At 45.2% G+C, this 18,942-nt stretch carries 14 protein-coding genes; 11 read left to right on the top strand and 3 right to left on the bottom strand.

Annotated elements, in window-relative coordinates:
- Positions 1-204 precede the first annotated feature (204 nt).
- The 5 genes from QUB70_RS06390 (at position 205) to QUB70_RS06370 (ending at position 8,578) form a co-directional block, all read left to right on the top strand.
- Complete coding sequence (locus QUB70_RS06390) at positions 205-636, top strand: response regulator (RefSeq protein ID WP_332979068.1); 432 nt, start codon at positions 205-207, stop codon at positions 634-636.
- Positions 637-755: 119 nt separating this feature from the next.
- Complete coding sequence (locus QUB70_RS06385; protein WP_332979067.1) at positions 756-4,175, top strand: response regulator; 3,420 nt, start codon at positions 756-758, stop codon at positions 4,173-4,175.
- Positions 4,176-4,450: 275 nt separating this feature from the next.
- Positions 4,451-6,787 carry a DNA phosphorothioation-associated putative methyltransferase gene (locus QUB70_RS06380; RefSeq protein WP_332979065.1) on the top strand — a complete coding sequence of 779 codons (2,337 nt, stop codon included), beginning with the start codon at positions 4,451-4,453 and terminating at the stop codon, positions 6,785-6,787.
- 87 nt (positions 6,788-6,874) lie between these two features.
- A complete protein-coding gene (locus QUB70_RS06375) occupies positions 6,875-7,390 on the top strand; it encodes a GNAT family N-acetyltransferase (RefSeq protein WP_332979064.1) in 516 nt (171 codons plus the stop codon).
- Between the two features lie 121 nt (positions 7,391-7,511).
- Positions 7,512-8,578, top strand: a protein-coding gene (locus QUB70_RS06370; RefSeq protein WP_332979074.1) for an ISKra4 family transposase whose coding sequence is annotated in 2 segments (ribosomal slippage) — positions 7,512-7,680 and positions 7,680-8,578 — 1,068 coding nt in all. Because the reading frame shifts where the segments join, the coding sequence is not laid out codon by codon here.
- Positions 8,579-8,721: 143 nt separating this feature from the next.
- On the opposite strand, the gene QUB70_RS06365 is transcribed toward QUB70_RS06370, so the two are convergent.
- The 3 genes from QUB70_RS06365 to QUB70_RS06355 form a co-directional block, all read right to left on the bottom strand.
- The gene (locus QUB70_RS06365; RefSeq protein ID WP_332979063.1) at positions 8,722-10,713 is read right to left on the bottom strand and encodes a DICT sensory domain-containing protein; all 1,992 of its coding nucleotides are present in this window, start codon (positions 10,711-10,713) and stop codon (positions 8,722-8,724) included.
- A gap of 187 nt (positions 10,714-10,900) precedes the next feature.
- The gene (locus tag QUB70_RS06360; protein ID WP_332979062.1) at positions 10,901-11,206 is read right to left on the bottom strand and encodes a DUF2973 domain-containing protein; all 306 of its coding nucleotides are present in this window, start codon (positions 11,204-11,206) and stop codon (positions 10,901-10,903) included.
- A 158-nt stretch (positions 11,207-11,364) separates the two neighbouring features.
- A complete protein-coding gene (locus QUB70_RS06355) occupies positions 11,365-11,694 on the bottom strand; it encodes a DUF2605 domain-containing protein (RefSeq protein WP_332979061.1) in 330 nt (109 codons plus the stop codon).
- 443 nt (positions 11,695-12,137) lie between these two features.
- Between QUB70_RS06355 and thrS the strand changes: the two genes are divergently transcribed.
- The 6 genes from thrS to QUB70_RS06325 all read left to right on the top strand — a co-directional run.
- Complete coding sequence (thrS, locus tag QUB70_RS06350) at positions 12,138-13,973, top strand: threonine--tRNA ligase (protein WP_332979059.1); 1,836 nt, start codon at positions 12,138-12,140, stop codon at positions 13,971-13,973.
- A gap of 112 nt (positions 13,974-14,085) precedes the next feature.
- Positions 14,086-14,871 (top strand): DUF4058 family protein, encoded by a 786-nt coding sequence (locus QUB70_RS06345; RefSeq protein ID WP_332979058.1) that lies wholly within the window; start codon positions 14,086-14,088, stop codon positions 14,869-14,871.
- Between the two features lie 30 nt (positions 14,872-14,901).
- The gene (locus QUB70_RS06340; protein WP_332979057.1) at positions 14,902-15,687 is read left to right on the top strand and encodes a DUF4058 family protein; all 786 of its coding nucleotides are present in this window, start codon (positions 14,902-14,904) and stop codon (positions 15,685-15,687) included.
- Positions 15,688-15,717: 30 nt separating this feature from the next.
- On the top strand, positions 15,718-16,503 hold the full coding sequence (locus QUB70_RS06335; RefSeq protein WP_332979056.1) for a DUF4058 family protein: 786 nt from the start codon (positions 15,718-15,720) through the stop codon (positions 16,501-16,503).
- A 174-nt stretch (positions 16,504-16,677) separates the two neighbouring features.
- Positions 16,678-18,033, top strand: a complete 1,356-nt coding sequence (locus QUB70_RS06330) for a P-loop NTPase fold protein (RefSeq protein ID WP_332979055.1) — start codon at positions 16,678-16,680, stop codon at positions 18,031-18,033.
- The coding region (locus tag QUB70_RS06325) for a tetratricopeptide repeat protein (RefSeq protein ID WP_332979054.1) at positions 17,990-18,942 on the top strand (953 nt) is incomplete at its 3' end. The genes QUB70_RS06330 and QUB70_RS06325, both read left to right, overlap by 44 nt.

Below are 18,942 nucleotides of genomic sequence, written 5' to 3'. Positions count from 1 at the left end.
CCACGACTTTAAACGGGCGCAGAGGATTTGTCAGACTACTTCGGTAGCCGAACCCTATGAAGCGTCAAGAATCACCGTCCGCGACGGTCGGTGAGTATTTCAAAAAGGACAATAGAGATTAAACCTGCTGGGTTCGCGATCGGTGCTGAATGAACCTCGTCAAGCAGACTGGGGCTTAAACAACATTTGTAAAATGGCTGATTTATGGAAGACAGAAAAATTCATATCCTCTTGGTAGAAGATGATGAGGTTGATGTGATGAACGTCCGGCGAGCATTCAAAAAAAATAACATCGTCAACCCCCTCTACATGGCTGCCAACGGATTAGAAGCTCTGGCTATATTGCGCGGAAAAGAAAAAATAGAGCCTGCAATGCCTCAAGCGCGCCGGTTGATTTTGCTGGACTTGAATATGCCGAGAATGAACGGGATCGAGTTTTTGCGAGAATTGCGGCTGGATGAAAGTTTGAGGTCGATTCCGGTGATCGTCCTTACAACTTCTAATGAAGATAGAGATAAGGTAGAAGCTTATAATTTGAATGTAGCCGGCTATATTCTTAAACCTGTTACTTTTTCTAACTTTGTGGAAGTTATGGGTACTCTCAACAAATACTGGATGCTGAGCGAAATTCCCTAAAATAGGGAAATTTTAACAGAAAAATTTTCAAGGTGGCTTGTAATTTTTCAGCAGTGCATTTGTTTGAATTCTTTTTTGTATGCCACAGCTTTTTCGGAGTAATCCCCAATTCGGTTGTTATGGACAAATTTCTCAAAATTCTGATAGTCGATGACGATGCAGTCGATCGGATGGCGGTCAAACGCTCGCTCAAATCCGCTGGTGTGTCGGCAGAAGTTACTGAAGCAGAAGACTGTGCCGATGCCCTGGCCAAACTTTCAGTCTGCAAAAATTCTACCCTAGCGTCCGCGAAACTCTCCAAACAAGATAAATCTCAACATTATTTAAGCGAGGTCGATCTGCCAGAACATTCACTGCTATTAAATCAGAGATTTGAGTGCAAATTTGACTGCGTATTTCTAGACTACGGCTTGCCGGACGGAGATGGACTGACTTTGGTGCAAGAGGTACGGGAAGCTGGGATAAAAGTTCCCTTAATTGTGCTTACAGGTCAAGGCGACGAACAAATTGCTGTGGAATTGATGAAGGCTGGAGCTTCTGATTATATAGCTAAAGGCAAGATGTCTCCAGAGAGTTTGTCCCGCAGTTTGTACAATGCTCTTCGCGTTTACCGCGCCGAATCTCAAGCGTTTCATACCAGTCAAAAACTTAAGGAAAGCGAGGAACGGTACAGGTTAGTTTTAGAGGGAGTGAACGACGGAATTTGGGATTGGGATTTAAGTAAAAATGAGGTTTATTGGAACGATCGCCTTTTGGAAATTATCGGTTTGCGGCGGGCTCAATTTGGCCGCACTATGGAAGCTCTCTACAACCGCCTGCACCCCGAGGACAAGGACGGCATCGTCCGGGCGATCGGCGCTCACTTGGAACAAGAAATAGACTACAATGTAGAATTCCGACTGCTGCACTCATCCGGTGCTTACCGCTACTGCACTTCTCAGGGAAAAGCTCAGCGAAATTATCAGGGAAAACCGCTGCGGATGGCTGGTATGATTAGCGACATTACTGAGCGAAAACAGGCAGAAGATGCTCTAGAAAGGGAACGGCAGCAACTGAAACAAATTATTACTTGCGTGCCGGTAGCAATGGCGATGTTCGATACGGAAATGCGCTATGTAGCTAACTCTCACAAATGGCTGACTCAATTTAATTTGGAGTGGCAGTCCCTGACAAATCTCAGTCATTACGAATTGTTTCCCGATACGCCGAATCGCTGGAAAGTAATGTATCAAGAAGTTCTCAAAGGTGACGTAGTTTCTCTGAGCGAAGATGCTTGGGAACGGGCCGACGGCTCTGTTATGTACCTGCGCTGGGCCGCTCACCCTTGGTACGATCCCGACGGTAAAGTGGGGGGAATTGTGATGGTGGCCGACAAGATTAATGAGTTGGTGGAAGCGCGGGAAACTGCCCTAGAAGCGAGCCGGGTGAAGTCGCAATTTTTGGCGAATATGAGTCACGAAATTCGCACGCCGATGAATGGGGTTTTGGGGATGGCTCAATTGCTGCTGCGCGCTCCTCTAGAACCGAAACAGCGGGAGTGGGCTCAGACTATCTACCGCAGTGCCGAACATTTGCTGAGCGTGATTAATGATATCCTCGATTTTTCTAAGATTGAAGCTGGAGAAATGCGGCTGAAAAAGGCGGATTTGGATTTGGATAGCTGCATGGAATCGGTGATAGAAATGCTGGCGCCTTTGGCAGAGGAAAAAAATATTGAATTGAATATTTTAGTTGACAGTTCGGTGCCGAGAAAGTTGGTGGGCGACTCGGGCAGGTTGAAGCAAATTTTGCTGAATTTGACGGGTAATGCGATAAAATTTACCGATCGCGGTCAAGTTTTAGTTCACGTAAGTGTCAAGCGGGGCGATCGACTCGGAGACGGCAAACAATCGGCAAGATTGCTATTTTCGGTGCGGGATACTGGCATTGGAATTTCGGCGGAAGGGCAGACAAAGCTGTTCCAATCTTTTTCTCAGGTAGATGGTTCTCCTACGAGGCTGTACGGGGGTACGGGTTTGGGTTTGGCTATTTGCAAGCAGTTAGTGGAGATGATGGGAGGTGAAATTGGGGTTCGCAGTTTTCTCGGAAACGGTTCGACTTTTTGGTTTGCTGTACCTTTGGAAAAACAGTTGCAAGTTGAGCCTCAGACTACCAAACTTGCGGGTAAGAAGCTGTTAGTAGTCTCTGCAAGCGCTTTGAGGAGTGGGGCGGTGCGATCGCTCGCTCAAAGTTGGGGTGCGCGCTGCGATGAGGCAGAAAATGTTGCTGATGCTTTGAGTTGGTTGAAAAATGCCCAGGACGGGATTTCTCAGCATTCGGAGGAAGGGGAAAAAAGCTGCGATGCGGTGCTTGTGGACTTGCAAATGCCGGATTTGGATGCTGAGGAATTTGCTGGGAAAGTGCGATCGATCCAAGCAGTTGGCTCGTTAATCGCCATGACTGCTTTGCGGGAACAGCCCAAGGCTGAAGCGCTTTGCAGTGTGGGTTTTAACGGATATTTGATCGAGCCGGTGCGGCCGAGCCGCCTGCTTGAGGCTTTGCTGGCCCCCGTTACGGAAACGGGAGAGTTTGGGAGTTTGGAGGCTGCTAATACTTGCAAGTTGCCAGCAGTTAATTCTGAATCTGTTACTCCAAATTCGCCGTCATCGCTGAAAATTTTGCTGGCGGAAGACCACCCGATCAATCAACAAGTTATAGTCGCACAATTGGCAGTTTTAGGCTATCATGCTGACAGCGCTGCCAACGGTCAAGAAGCGCTGGATTTGCTGGCCGAAAAAAGCTATGATTTAGTGCTGATGGACTGTCAAATGCCTGTACTTGACGGTTACGAAACGACGCAAAAGTTGAGGGAACGAGAAAAGGGCGATCGGCATACTTTTGTAATTGCTTTAACTGCTCACGCTATGCCGGGGGAACGAGAAAAATGTCTGGCGGCGGGGATGGACGATTATCTCAGCAAGCCTGTAGATTTAGATGCTTTGGCGGCGGTGCTGAAAAAGTATGAACCCCAAAATGTTCAGTTTGAAAATAAGCATGGAGTTAAAAGTATTAATTTGGAAGACAGCGCTCAATTAGTAACAAATTATACAGAAGATTGGGAAAAAGTAGAGTTTGTGGCTGTGCCTGCACCAAGGGCGATCGCACTTCAAACTTGGGAACACGCAGACTGCGACGGACTGTTCGACAGGAGCAGATTGGAGCAACTCGGACGAGTTAATATTAAATTGCCGGAGCGACTTTTGCAAGCATTTGTAGGAAACGCGCAAGCTGATGTGGCTGCTGCCAAAATTGCCCTAGAAGCTAAAGATTGGCAAACTGTGGAATATCAAGCTCACCGTCTCAAGGGAACTTCTGCTAATGTGGGAGTTACTCTGATGTCGGATTTAGCCGCACAATTGGAGCATCAAGCGCGAGTCTTTCAAGTTGAACCGCTAACTCTGGAACTGTCAACTATTGAGGGGGTTGAGAACATATTAGTGAGTTTGTCGAGTCATTTAGCCCGGGTTCAAGAATTTGTGGAAACTCGAATGTTTGGTTAATACGTTAGTCGATCGCAGTCGGCAATTGAAATCACCATAAAACAAACTTTCGTCCCCGTCGCTTGACACGAAGAAATAAAAAATAAAAAATAAAAAAAATATTTAAGCTCGTAGTCGGCAATTGAAATCGCTACTAAACAAAACAAACTTTCGTCCCTCTCGCTTGAGACTAATAAATAAATTCGCTCGCCTCTCTTTCTTGCTCTCTTTCTTTCTTCACTCTGTGTCCTCTGCGTTCTCTGCGGTTAATTAAAAAAAAATCAATTAATTTAGCTATGACCTACGATACCGATACAAACACTATTTTACATACCGAGTCATTAGAAAATGATGGAGAACTGCTACCGCCTTTGATGGCTTTTGCTCGGGAACTTTTTTTGCATGAAAAAGAGGCTATTTCTGCGAAAGATTCTGTAAATGCTGTATCCCCGTACCAGTCCGAGGAAATCAAGAATTTTTGTGTTGACAACCTAATGGAAAAAGTGGGCCGCTGCTGTCGGGAAAGCAAGGTTGGCAAAAAATTACCGACGGCTTTTTACGTTCACGTTTCAGCTTTGCCAGCACTCAATCCTGTCCTTATAATTTACGAAAATTGTGCCAGAATAAATAGAGAAAATATTCATGAAGCAACCTTAGTTAAGTTTCAGCTTCATCAACCTAAAATATCTTATCTTTTTTATCCCGATTTCGATACAGACGCTCACCCTGCTTTGCAAACTAGCATCCAAATTAATCTGGAAACAGGGGAAGTTAAATATTTCGATTACAGCAACAGCAAAAATCCGCCGGTTTTGCACCGCAAAGAAACTTTTGTTACTGCGGATTATCCCAATTATGAGAAGTTTGCTCGACTGACTCGCTGCGAGGAAAGATGGGGACTGCTTGACAATACTAGCGCGATCGGCACTCGCGAGGGTTGGCTCAAATACTTGGGATATTGCGGTGTGGAAATTCAAGATCATACTGTTGTTGAACTTTTAAAACACGGAAATAGCGAGCTATCAATTCCCAAGATCGAGCGTCACAAAGCTGCGATAGTGCGAAACTCTCTTTCTAAACCTGTGCGTCTGGTTTTGGAAGCTGATTTGTTTTTGGATGGGGCGACTTTTTTTGATTACGGTTGTGGCTACGGCGGGGATGTTAAATGTATTACTGAAAAGGGTTATGCTGCTTCGGGTTGGGACCCGTACTATCAGCCGGATACTCCGCGAATTGGTGCGGATATTGTGAATATTGGTTATGTAATTAATGTGATTGAATCTTTGGCGGAACGCCGAGAAGCTTTGCTGAATGCTTGGGAATTAACTAAGAATTTATTAGTTGTGGCGGCTCAGGTTTTGATTGATGATACGGATCGAGGTCAAATTGCTTACGGGGATGGGGTGATTACTTCTCGGAATACTTTTCAGAAGTATTACGAACAGGAAGAGTTGAAGGTTTATATCGACCAAGTTTTGAGTGTTGATGCGATTCCTGTTGCTTTGGGGATTTATTTTGTGTTTCGGGATGCGGCGGAGGGTGAAAGTTTTCGCGCTTCTCGGTTTCGATCGCACTTATCGACTCCCAGAGTGCGATCGCAAGTCAAGCGGTTTGAGGATTATGCGGAAATGCTGGCTCCTTTGATGGCTTTTGTGAGCGATCGGGGCCGCCTTCCGGTGAAAGGCGAATTAGCGGAAGAATCGCCAATTAAGCAGGAATTTCACAGTTTTAACCGCGCTTGGAGGGTGATTTTGCAAGCAACGGATGCGGATGATTGGGAAAAAATCGCCGACAAGCGCCGCCAGGATTTGCTAGTATATCTCGCTCTCAACCGTTTGGGCGATTCCCTACAGGATAGCGACGCGGCGCGTCCTTCGATGCGCCGGCTTCCGGCTCAAATCCGCAATGACATCAAAGGTTTGTTTGACAATTATCAAAAAGCTTGCACTTTGGCAGATTTAATGCTATACAGTTTGGGCAAAGCTGATATTGTTGCCGATTGCTGTGAAGATAGTGCGATCGGCTACAAGCTACCCGGTTCTCTGTTAGTTCACGTCTCTGCTTTAGAAGAACTAGACCCTTTGTTGCGGCTCTACGAAGGCTGTGCAAACCGCACAATTGGCAGGCTTGACGGCGCGACAATTATCAAGTTTTACGCTAATCAGCCGAAAATTTCCTATTTATTTTATCCCGATTTTGATACTAATCCGCATCCAGCTCTCCACACTTCAATGCACATAAATTTACGCGGTCTTTCGGTCAGCTATCAAGACTATTCTCATTTGCATAATCCGCCAATTTTAGTAAAAAAAGAAGCTTTTGTGGCGGCTAGTTATCCGCATTATCAGAAGTTTGCTAAGCTCAGTCGCCAAGAGGATAAACTGGGGCTTTTTGATAATTCGGGTGGATTCAAGTATCGGGAATGGGTGCAGTGTTTGGAGGAAAATTGTGTCAAAATTAAGGGGCATCGCTTGTTTTGGCGATCGAATGCTGACCCAGAAAAGTTGAAAATGCTGCAAAAAGCTGCGTCGGAACGCCAGCAGAAAAAGATTGAGTTTAATGCGGGAAAGATTGAACAAACCGCAGAGGACACAGAGAGCACAGAGGATGGGAAAGAAGAGCCAGAGGAATAGTTATGGAAGCAGAGTATGATTTTAGTTAGGGTAAGCGAGGGGCGATCGATCTAACATTCATTACCTCGGAAAACTCGGATCTAAGCTATGACAAGTTTGACATTCAAACGTGAAGTTATGATTAATCTACGCTCTGCGACTTCCGCTGATTTGGATCTGTTACGACACTGGGATGAGCAACCTCACGTAATTGCCTCAGATCCTAACGATGACTGGGCTTGGGAGGTGGAACTTGAGCGCGCGCCCGATTGGAGAGAGCAATTGATTGCTGAAATCGATGGTCGTCCCATCGGATTTATCCAAATCATCGATCCGGCACGCGAGGAGACCAAATATTGGGGTGATGTGGCGGCGGATCTTCGTGCCATTGACATTTGGATTGGGAAAGAGGCTGATTTAGGCAAAGGCTATGGAACACAAATGATGCAGCTTGCAATTGTCAGATGTTTCGCAGATCCGGCGGTGAAGGCTGTCCTCGTCGATCCGCTTGCCAATAATACTCGCGCCCACAACTTCTATGAACGTCTGGGCTTTAAATTTATCGAGTCCCGAAAGTTCGGTGACGATGATTGCTTTGTTTATCGCCTGAACCGAGTAGATTGACACATGAATCGATCTCGCATCGCTGTAGCAGCAGGGGTGCATCTCACTTTGGCGAGTATGCCCAAAAAGGGTTAAAATGAAAAAGCTAGTAAAATTGCCAAATAAAGATGAGGTAAAGAAAATGACACCCTCAGACCAAGAACAGCTAAAAGCCCACTTAAAAGCGGCCGCAGAAATTCTTTACAAAAATACAGATCCAACCGAGTTAAAAAGTTTTGAAAGTATCGAAAAATCTCTCCGTCAAAAAATGTTAGAAGAAGTGGGTCCAGAACTAGGTAGCTTTTTTTTTCAGCAGTATCAGGAATTCAAACAGGAAAACCCCGGAAAATAAAATCAATAGTCGGTTCGCTCGAAATTACAGATAATCAGGCGAAATATTTTGGATTGAAAGCTTATAGTCAATTCAGTCCACTGATGGAAAAATGCTGTCTTTTAATCAGTGCCAACGAATCTTATCAAATGGCAGAAAAAGATTTAGAGATTTTCACGGGGATCAAAGTCTCTCACAGTACATTACAAAGATTAGTCCAACGACAAGAATTTGAATTACCTACATCCAAACAAGGAGTCCAAGAAATTACATTGGATGGCGGAAAAGTCAGGCTACGCAACGAAGCCAAAGGCGAAGGGTGTTACTGGAAAGACTATAAAGCCGTGTGTTTAGATAATGTTTATTCGGGAGCATTTTTTCAAAATAATCAAGATTTAATTGATTGGACTAATAGCCAAAAATTGCTACATCCTATGTATTGTTTAGGAGATGGTCATGCCGGAATTTGGAAGATATTTCAAGAAATTGGAGATGCCGAACAAAGACAAGAAATTTTAGATTGGTATCATCTCAAAGAAAATCTTTACAAGGTAGGAGGTTCGCTCAAACGTTTAAAGTTAGCAGAAAATATGTTGTGGCAAGGTAAAATAGATGAAGTCATCAATCTATTTAAAGAGATGACCCATAAAAAATTTAAAACATTTTGTAACTATTTAGAGAGTCATCGCTGCCGAATAGTCAACTACCAATACTATAAAGAAGAATCCATAAGCTCGATAGGTTCTGGAACAGTTGAATCAATTATTAAACGAATTGGGTTCAGGGTGAAAATATCAGGAGCGCAATGGAATATTGAGAGCGTTCCCTCTATCCTTTCTCTTCGCTGTGCTTATCTCAACGGTCAACTTTCAATTTGATGTATTTGCCAAAGTGAGATGCACCCTCGAACAATCTACCGCGTCAACCCTAAATCCAGAACCAATTAGGGTCATAGCCGCGCGGAATTTGACTCAAAGCAGTCCAAGTTTCTTGAGAAACAATTCCGTCTTATCAATTGAGTCTAAACAATCGGAATAGTAAAGTGAAATTCACTTCCTCGGTCTTTTCCTGCGGAATCTACCCAAATTTTACCGCCCCACCCGGCAACAATCTGTTTGCAAATTGCTAATCCCAAACCGGTACCGCCGGCACTGCGCCGCAAAGCTCCTTCTTCTTGATAAAATCGATCGAACACTACTTTTAAACTGTTCGCCTCTATTCCCCTCCCCGTATCGGCTACGATCACTTCCACCATCTGACAACCGTTGCATTTCGCTCTTATGGTCACGCTTCCTTGAGGTGTGGTGAATTTGCAAGCGTTGTCTAGCAGTTTCGAGATCACCTCCACCAACCACTCTCCGTCTGCTTGCACTAAAGGCAATTCTGCGGACACTTCGGCGATAATTTTCGGCAACTGTCGATCGAGTGATGGCGATCGCACGCTGCTGAGGGCCAAATCAACGCATTCTTGCAGCGTCAGCGATTCGACATTCCATTGAACTCGCCCGCTTTCTAAGTGAGAAAGAGTTAAGAAATCCTGCACGAGTTTCCGCATTCGATCGGCATCGCCGAGGGCAGTTTCTAACATGATTTGCCGCAATTCTGCGGGCATATCTGGTTCTGAATTCAAACTTTCCAAACAAACTTGAATGGTAGAAAGCGGAGTGCGGAGTTCGTGTCCGGTGATGGCAATTAGATTGCTGCGAGTGCGGTCTAATGCTTCTAATTGTTGGTTGAGTTCTTCTAAGTGAGCGTAGGTTTCTGCTTGAATTAAGGCGGCTCCGAGTTGGGTGGCGATCGCCTCTACTAAAGCAATTTCGTCTTCTTCCCAAGCCAAAGCCGATCGGCACTGGTGCATTTCCACCATGCCCAAAACCCGCCCCTGATAAAGCACCGGCACCATTAGCCAAGACACGATCTGCCAATTTTTTACAGTTTTTTTCAGGGATTTTGTATTGACAATCAGCGGGTGTTGTGCTGTGTCTTGGACGTAAACTCGCTCTTGTCGCGCCACCGCGTCGCTCCATATTGGATTTTCCTGCAACGGCCAAGTCTGATTTAGTAGAGAACTAGCACCCGGACGCAAAAACTCGCGATCGATTTTGACCGCCACATCTGCGGCTTTGCACCGATAAATCAAACAGCGGCTTGCTGACAGGGCTGTTCCCAGTTCTTGCACTGCGACTTCGACGATTTCTTGCGGGTTGAGAGACTGCCGCATTGCCGTTGTAATTAAATTTACGAGGCGTTCTTTGCGTTCCTGGGCGGCAATGGCGGCGTATGCTTTGAGCAGTTTGTGCTGGCCTGCTTGCAAGTAGGTTACTAAGCGTTCGGTAAAAGCATCTCTCAATTTTGGATTGGGAATTTGTGAGTTTTTTGGCGCACTTATGTCGGGTTTTGCGGCTTTGGAGACGGCGGATTTCCTCGTTTTTTTCGGTGTTTTGACGAGATTGTAAGTAGTTCGCGCTCGATCGATCTTTTCGGCCAACTCCGGGCGATATGTGACAATTCGAGCGAGCAGCAATTCGGCAGCTTTGCAGCTTACCTCCCTATCGAACGTCCAAATTCCCTCAAATCTGCGAGCTTGATCCATCAACAGCGGATCGCGATCGTCCTGGTTGTCGATCGGCACAATTTTTTCTTGACAAATCAGGCAAGTTGAGTAGTGTTCCCCCAGTACCACTAAGTGCCACTCTTTATTTAACCCATCCTCCGGTGCAAACGCCACACTTTCGTGACATTCCGAGGAATTTTTAAACTCAGTTTCCGGTGCTGCCAGCACGTATACCTGCGAGGAGCGTGAGGCAATTCGCTTGTAGCGGTGAGCTTCCTGGCGGTAGAAGCGCTCTCGCTGAAAGCTGGCAATGACTAGCGGTTCGTCGTCGGAGCCCGCCAAAACCAAGTCTTCCATCGCGTGAGACAGCGCTGTCATGGAAGATTTGAAATAAATTTGTGCCCGCAGTTGGGGCAAAGCTTGCAGAAGTTCTGCCAGTAGCGAAATAGGGACGATCATCTAGCCTTAAACGTGCATTTTTGCCGATGACAAAACGGGAGCGATCGACAATAAGTTGAGATCGATCCCTTTCCAGTATCTCTCAAAAGTCACTATTAATTAGCCGTTAGCTAGAAACTAACGGCCCATTATTTTTTTCAGGGCGATCGCCGCTGAGTATAAATGCTGCGACTGTGGTTGAATCAGGCTAGTTCCCCCCTTCGTCGCTGCCGCCCGGAGATGATTTGTAGAGAGCATCTAATTGTTCGCGGGCGTCTTGGACAGTCAGCGAACGCATCACTAACAGCGGCTCATTGACAATGTTTCCGTATTCGTCTAAAAGTTCTGGATGAGGTACCGCTTGAGAGCGAGGATAGGATGCGTAGCGATTATTTGCCCTGAATTGTTGGGGGCGCTGGGACTCCATACCTACGGTGACTAAACTGCGGATTAAGTTACCAACTGCCAGAAAGGCAAGAACGGTAAAAGCTAAAATATAAAGCAGGTGCAACATTATTTTCTCCTCCGGGCTAAACAGCCACACAGCAATTTACAAAAGTGTTTCAGCAAGTATTAACTTATTAACTGGAAATCTGTTTGAGGTTGTCAAGTGGGCCGCGACATTTCCAAAAGTTTGGGATTTGACTGCAAGTTTAACTTGAACTCGCTTCCTTATTTTCCAGGGGGAGTTGACTGCAATGAGCGAAAGCGCGCCGATACTTGCCAGCATTCGGCGAGCAGTCTGTGCCACGGTATCAGTGCTGCGGTTTCAATTGCAACTTGACCTCCCGTTGCTTGAAATAGAGCTTTAGCCGCGCCTACTTCTTGCTGAGCTTGTTTGACTCGCGCCAGCAAGTCGGATTGATCTTCGTAGCTCAGAAAGGGAATTTCCTCAGTTTCTAATAGGTTTGCCGATCGTTCCAACCAGTAATTAAAATCCTCTAACAGCGGTTCCAGTAACGCTTTGAGCAATTCTGATTCGGGCAATTTGGAATTAAGCATGGATTAAAACTGGGTTATTTATCTATTCTAATCTTAGATGCTCTTTACAATTTGTAACATTATTATAACAAAAATGCCAGGATTTAACAACAATTAGCAGGTGGGTGTGAATAAATTTAACAGTGTCAGCAGCGATTTGTGAGTCGCAATCCCAAAATTCTGCCAAATATGCGCTCAGACTCGCTAGCGACAGCTCATAGCAGAAGGAATTTCGGCAACGGATTCGCTTTCTTCGGATGTAACGGATGTAACGCATGGAAGGAAGAAGGAAGAAGGAAGAAAAAAACTATGCCCCATGCCCCATGCCCCATGCCCCATGCCCCATGCCCCATGCCCAGAATCACTAATTTCCAGAAGTGTCCCCCAGCCGGAAGTCGGCGGTTGCTGTCCCAATCTGAGTAAGATAGAAGCAACTGCAACTAAATTAATTGCTAATTCAGCCGATGTCTAGCTCAGAATCCCTTTCCGCTCCAGAACAGTCCGCTAAAATTGAGTTGCCCCGCACGAGTGAGTCGGAGCAACTAAAAAAAATTCGCCACACCACCTCCCACGTTATGGCGATGGCGGTGCAGAAGTTATTTCCCAAGGCGCAAGTGACAATTGGCCCTTGGATTGAAAACGGTTTCTATTATGACTTTGACACTCCCGAACCTTTTACGGAACAGGATTTAAAAGCCATTAAAAAAGAGATGATCAAAATCATCAACCGCAAATTGCCTGTCACTCGCGAAGAAGTCAGCCGCGAGGAAGCGGAACGCAGAATTAAGGAGATTAACGAACCTTACAAATTAGAAATTTTAGAAGGTTTGATCGAACCGATTACTCTTTACCATTTGGGCGACGAATGGTGGGATTTGTGCGCGGGGCCTCACTTGGATAATACCAGTGAATTGAATGCGAGGGCGATCGAACTCGAAAGCCTAGCCGGCGCATATTGGCGCGGCGACGAAACCAAAGCTCAGCTACAGCGAATTTACGGCACTGCTTGGGAAACCCCCGAACAGTTAGCAGCATACAAACACCGCAAAGAAGAAGCCCTAAGACGAGATCACCGCAAACTCGGCAAAGAATTAGGCTTGTTTATTTTCGCCGATGCGGTGGGCCCCGGTTTGCCTTTGTGGACGCCCAAAGGCACTATTGTGAGAAGTATTCTAGAAGATTTCTTGAAACAAGAACAAATCAAGCGCGGCTATTTGCAAGTTGTGACTCCCCACATCGCCAGAGTCGATTTGTTCAAAATCTCTGGACATTGGCAGAAATACAAAGAAGATATGTTTCCGCTAATGGCAGAAGATGCAGAAGCCGCAGCAAACGAACAGGGTTTTGTGATGAAACCCATGAATTGCCCATTCCACATTCAAATTTATAAAAGCGAACTGCGTTCCTATCGGGAATTGCCGATGCGCTTAGCGGAATTCGGCACAGTTTACCGCTACGAACAATCGGGAGAATTAAGCGGTTTAACGCGGGTGCGCGGCTTTACGGTGGATGATTCCCACTTGTTTGTCACGCCGGAACAATTGGATGCAGAATTTTTGAACGTGGTGGATTTGATTCTGTCAGTATTCAAGAGTCTGCAACTCAAAAATTTTAAAGCGCGTTTGAGTTTCCGCGATCCGAACAATTTAGATAAATATATCGGTTCCGATGAAGCTTGGGAAAAGGCTCAAGGTGCAATCCGCCGCGCGGTGGAAACTTTGGGAATGAATTATTTTGAGGGAATTGGGGAAGCGGCTTTTTACGGCCCGAAACTCGATTTCATTTTCCAAGATGTGTTGGATAGAGAATGGCAATTGGGAACTGTTCAGGTAGATTACAATTTGCCATCAGAAGAACGCTTCGATTTGGAATACGTTGCTGAAGACGGCACTCGCAAGCGTCCGGTGATGATTCACCGCGCTCCTTTCGGTTCTTTGGAGCGTTTGATCGGGATTTTGATCGAGCAGTATGCGGGGGATTTCCCGATATGGTTGGCGCCGATTCAGGTGCGGTTGTTGCCTGTAAGCGCCGAGTTTTTGCCGTTTGCGAAGGAAGTGGCGGCGAAGCTGAAGGCGCTCAATATTCGCGCTGAAGCTGATGAGAATAGCGAGCGTTTGGGCAAGTTAATTCGCAATGCTGAGAAGGATAAAATTCCGGTGATGGGTGTTGTGGGTGCGAAGGAAGTTGAGGCGAATAGTTTGAATATTCGGACTCGGGCTTCTGGGGAGTTGGGGGCGATTTCTCTTGATGAAGTTATTGGGAGGTTGCAGGCTGCTATTAGTAGTTATGGGGATTTTTAGGGAAGTTTTTTAACCGCAGATGCACGGGGATTAACGCAGATGATAGTTTGATATTGTCTGCGTTTTTCTAATCTTTTTGCTAAAATGATAGTAATCAATGGGAGGTACGATTATGCCTAATCCTTTTCCGGGGATGAATCCCTATTTAGAAAGTCCTGACTTTTGGCGGGCGGTTCACAATCGGTTGATAGTGGCGATCGCAGATTTTTTGACTCCGCAACTGCTGCCTAAGTATTTAGTGGACATCGAACAAAGAATTTATCAAATCAGCGGGGAAGATGCTTTATTGGTCGGTATTCCCGATGTGGCCGTGCAGCGATCGCCAATTCAAGCAACTTCTAGCACTGCAAATGTCGCGGTTATGGCACCGCCTGTGACGGCTTTGAGAGTGAGAGTGCCTACAACTGTGGAATTTAGAGAAAGTTATTTGCAGGTAATAGAACAGGAAACTCGGAAAGTCGTTACAGTAATAGAAGTGCTTTCGCCAACGAACAAGCGCGGAAAAGGGCGGGAGATGTATGAGGAAAAGCGGTATAAGGTGTTCGGAAGTCGATCGCACTTAGTGGAAATTGACTTGCTGCGAAGTTACCAACCTCTGCCAGTTTTTGGTGACAATATTGAGGGAAGTTATCGGATTTTAGTGAGTCGGGGAGATTGTCGCCCTATGGCTGATTTGTATTTGTTTAATCTACCGGATGCAATTCCGGCTTTTCCTTTGCCTTTGCGTAGCGGTGATGCGGAACCACTTGTAGATTTACAGGGGTTGTTGAATGGATTGTACGATCGCGCCGCCTATGATTTTAGAATAGATTACACTGCCGCAGCCGTTCCCGCGCTGTCGGAACCGGATGCTGTTTGGGCTGATGCTTGGTTGCGGGAGACGGGGTTAAGGAGTTAATATTGTGGAAATTGTAAACAATATATTACTATGCCTAATCCATTTCCGGGGATGAATCCCTATTTAGAAAGTCCTGACTTTTGGCCTGAAGTTCATCACGGGCTGATTAGTATGCTTCAGGAGTCATTGGTGCCTCAACTGGTGCCAAAATATCGAGTTGCGATTGAAAAGCGCATTTATGAAATTAAGGGAGAACAATCTCTTTTAGTCGGAATTCCTGATGTTTCTATCCAGCGCAATGCTACTCCCCGAAATTCAAATTCATCTAATGTAGCTGTCGCGACACGAACCGCGCCTTTGAAAGTCGGATTGCCGATGTTTGAGGAGGTGAGAGAAGCGTATTTGGAGATTAGAGATATGGTAAGTAAGGAAGTTGTGACGGTGATTGAGGTGCTGTCACCTGCTAATAAACGTCCCGGAAAGGGGCGGGAAATGTATGAGGAAAAGCGGGATCAGGTGTTCTCCGGGCGATCGCACTTAGTGGAAATTGACTTGCTGCGAATTTACGAACCTCTGCCTGTTTTTGGTGAAAATATTGAGGGAAGTTACCGGATTTTGGTGAGTCGGGCAGATTGTCGCCCCACGGCTGATTTGTATTTGTTTAATATACCAGATGTGATTCCGGCTTTTCCTTTGCCTTTGCGCGACGGCGATGTGGAACCAGTTGTAGATTTGCAGGCGTTGTTGAATCAAGTGTACGATCGCGCCGCCTATGACATTACGATCGATTATACGGCCCAGTTAGTACCTCCGCTGTCGGAAGCCGATGCTGTTTGGGCTGATGCTTGGTTGCGGGAGACAGGATTGAGAGGTTGATGCTGTGGAAATTGTAAACAATATATTACTATGCCTAATCCATTTCCGGGGATGAATCCCTATTTAGAAAGTCCTGACTTTTGGCCTGAAGTTCATCACGGGCTGATTAGTATGCTTCAGGAGTCATTGGTGCCTCAACTGGTGCCAAAATATCGAGTTGCGATTGAAAAGCGCATTTATGAAATTAAGGGAGAACAATCTCTTTTAGTCGGAATTCCTGATGTTTCTATCCAGCGCAATGCTACTCCCCGAAATTCAAATTCATCTAATGTAGCTGTCGCGACACGAACCGCGCCTTTGAAAGTCGGATTGCCGATGTTTGAGGAGGTGAGAGAAGCGTATTTGGAGATTAGAGATATGGTAAGTAAGGAAGTTGTGACGGTGATTGAGGTGCTGTCACCTGCTAATAAACGTCCCGGAAAGGGGCGGGAAATGTATGAGGAAAAGCGGGATCAGGTGTTCTCCGGGCGATCGCACTTAGTGGAAATTGACTTGCTGCGAATTTACGAACCTCTGCCTGTTTTTGGTGAAAATATTGAGGGAAGTTACCGGATTTTGGTGAGTCGGAGTGATTGTCGCCCCACGGCTGATTTGTATTTGTTTAATATACCAGATGTGATTCCGGCTTTTGCGCTGCCTTTGCGCGGAGGCGATGTGGAACCAATTGTGGATTTACAGGCGTTGTTGAATACAGTGTACGATCGCGCCGGATATGATTTTACCCTAGATTATACGCCGGAAACCGTGCCGCCACTTACCGAACCGGATGCTATTTGGGCTGATGCTTGTTTGCGGGAGAGGGAATTGAGAGGTTGATTGCATCTCAAAAAATCATCCAACTCTTTTTGTGGGACGATGTTCCTAGCCAGCCCGGAATATGCAATTTGAATACGCAACAATTTTCCTTCACGGCATCAGCCCAACCTAATGCTAAAATTAGGTTGCAAAAGGCTCGACATCTACCCTATTCCCATTTACCCGACTCATCCCATGACTTCACTACCTCCCAATCGTGCTAAAACACTCAAAGAAGCTTACCGCGCTTGCGATGTCAAGCCTCTAACGGGTGAAGATTGTAAGCGATATTATGTTGATTTGTCAGCAGTACGAAATACTGAAGCAATTGAGGGTGTGAGCACGGATTTGGAACTTCAAGAACCGGGAGACTTTAAAACCATTTTGTTTACTGGCCATCGAGGTTGTGGCAAAAGTACAGAATTGAAACGCCTTCAGTCGCGGTGGGAAAAAGAATATCGGGTGATTTATATAGAAACCGATTTAGAAATCGATATTAAGGATGCCGAATATACCGACTTATATTTGCTGTTTATTAAAAAAGTTGCTGATGACTTAACTGAATTGCACTTAAAATTTGACGCCCAACTTTTAGAAAGTTTTGAATCTTGGTTCAAAGATGTTACTAACGAAAGTGAAGAAACTATTCAAGCTTCCGTCAGTATTGAAACTGAAGCCAGTGCAGGATTTGAAATCCCCTTAATTTCTAAGTTATTGGCAAAAATAATCGGTACAATGCGAGGTTCTAGCCAACAAAAGAAAGTCATCCGCGAAACTCTTCAGCGGAATGTCTCTCGATTACAAACAGATATTAATCTGTTGTTGAATGATGCTTTTGATAAGCTGAAGCGCAAATATCCAGACCGTTATCAGAAAGGATTTTTGCTGATTGTTGACAACTTAGACCGGATTCCTCCGAAGGTTGGCGACCATTTGTTTTTTGATTACGAGTCTCAACTCCAAGAATTAGATTGTACGATTATTTATACAGTGCCAATTTCGGTGATTTATTCTGATAAAAATGTCAGTAATTTGTTCCAGAGTCCGAACATAGTGCCGATGGTGAATATTTATGAATTCGATCGCAGTCGGTGCGATTTAGATTACAATCAGCAAGCATTGGCAGGAGTTGCTAATTTGATCGAGAAGCGGGTTGATATTGATGCCGTATTTGATGACCGCCAGCAGTTGCTGGATTTGGCGAAGGCTAGCGGCGGCCATGTGCGACAGTTGATGCAGATAACTGGATTGGCTTGTCGTACTGCTATTACTCGCAAACACAGTAAAATTTTACCGGAAGATGTCGATTACGCTTTGAAGCAACAGCAATTTGACTTTGAAAGGTCTACTCCTACGTCAGAATATTATACCACATTGGCGCGGGTTTGTGTTGAAAAAGATATTAGTAAAGACGAAATCGGACAGAAGCTATTATTCAATCTTTCGGTTCTGGAATACCACGGCGATAGTCGGTGGAATTATGTCAACCCACTTGTCAAACAAAGCTATGCTTTCCAACAAGCCCTTAAAACAATTCTGGGAAATTCCTGAAACAGCACAGCAGAGGATTATTCAACTAAATCAATACTCTTTTGCCGAACTGCTGACATTTGTAGACATTGTGATCGATGGCTTTGATTTGGCGTTTATTCAAAGTAATTTTGCGAAGGATCGAGATGCTATTGTTGAGGCTTTAATTGGTCATCCTGATTGCGGAGATATTCAATTTGCAGTTTTGGATTTTCCCGATTCTCATCTCCAATTTTTGATGGACGAAATTCTCAAGGTTTTGCCGACAATCGATATTCAGCCAGACAAAAAGTTAATTTTAATTTTGCGGGGTTTGGAAAATGCGATCGGGATGACTGGTGATTATCCCCCGATGTTGGCGGATTTGAATTGGGTACGAGATGCTTATCCGAGTAAAGTACCGCATCCGTTGATTTTTTGTCTACCGGATTATGCGATTACTCGACTTGCTAATTTCGCCCCGGATTTGTGGGCATGGAATGCGGGAACTTTTGTATTTAAAACGCCTCAAGATACTCAAGATTATGCAGTTAATCAAACTCTGGAGGCTAGCAAAGGGATTACAAATTGCGAGGTTGCAGAAAGGCAGGAACGGATTGATTTGTTAGAACGGTTGCTGATGGAATATAGTCCATCAAATGGTCATGAGGAAAATAAAAGTGATTTGAAAAAGCACATCCGAGTTTTAAATGCGTTGGGGATTGCTTATCGGACTCGTGGTGATTACTCGAAGGCGAAAGGTTTTCTGGAACAATCGATCGAATTGGCGAAAACAGATGAAGATTTAGAATCTCTCAAGGCTTCTGCTTTGTATGAGTTAGGCTGGATTGAAGATGATTGGGGAAATAAACAAGAGGCGATCGCACTTTATCAACAATCTCTCGAACTTAAGGAAAAAATTGGCGATGTTCAAGGGAAAGCTGCTAGTTT

The sequence above is a fragment of the Microcoleus sp. A003_D6 genome, assembly GCF_036702825.1.
In the GTDB taxonomy this organism is placed as follows: Bacteria; Cyanobacteriota; Cyanobacteriia; order Cyanobacteriales; family Microcoleaceae; genus Microcoleus.
This window is presented reverse-complemented; position numbering and strand designations above follow the sequence as displayed.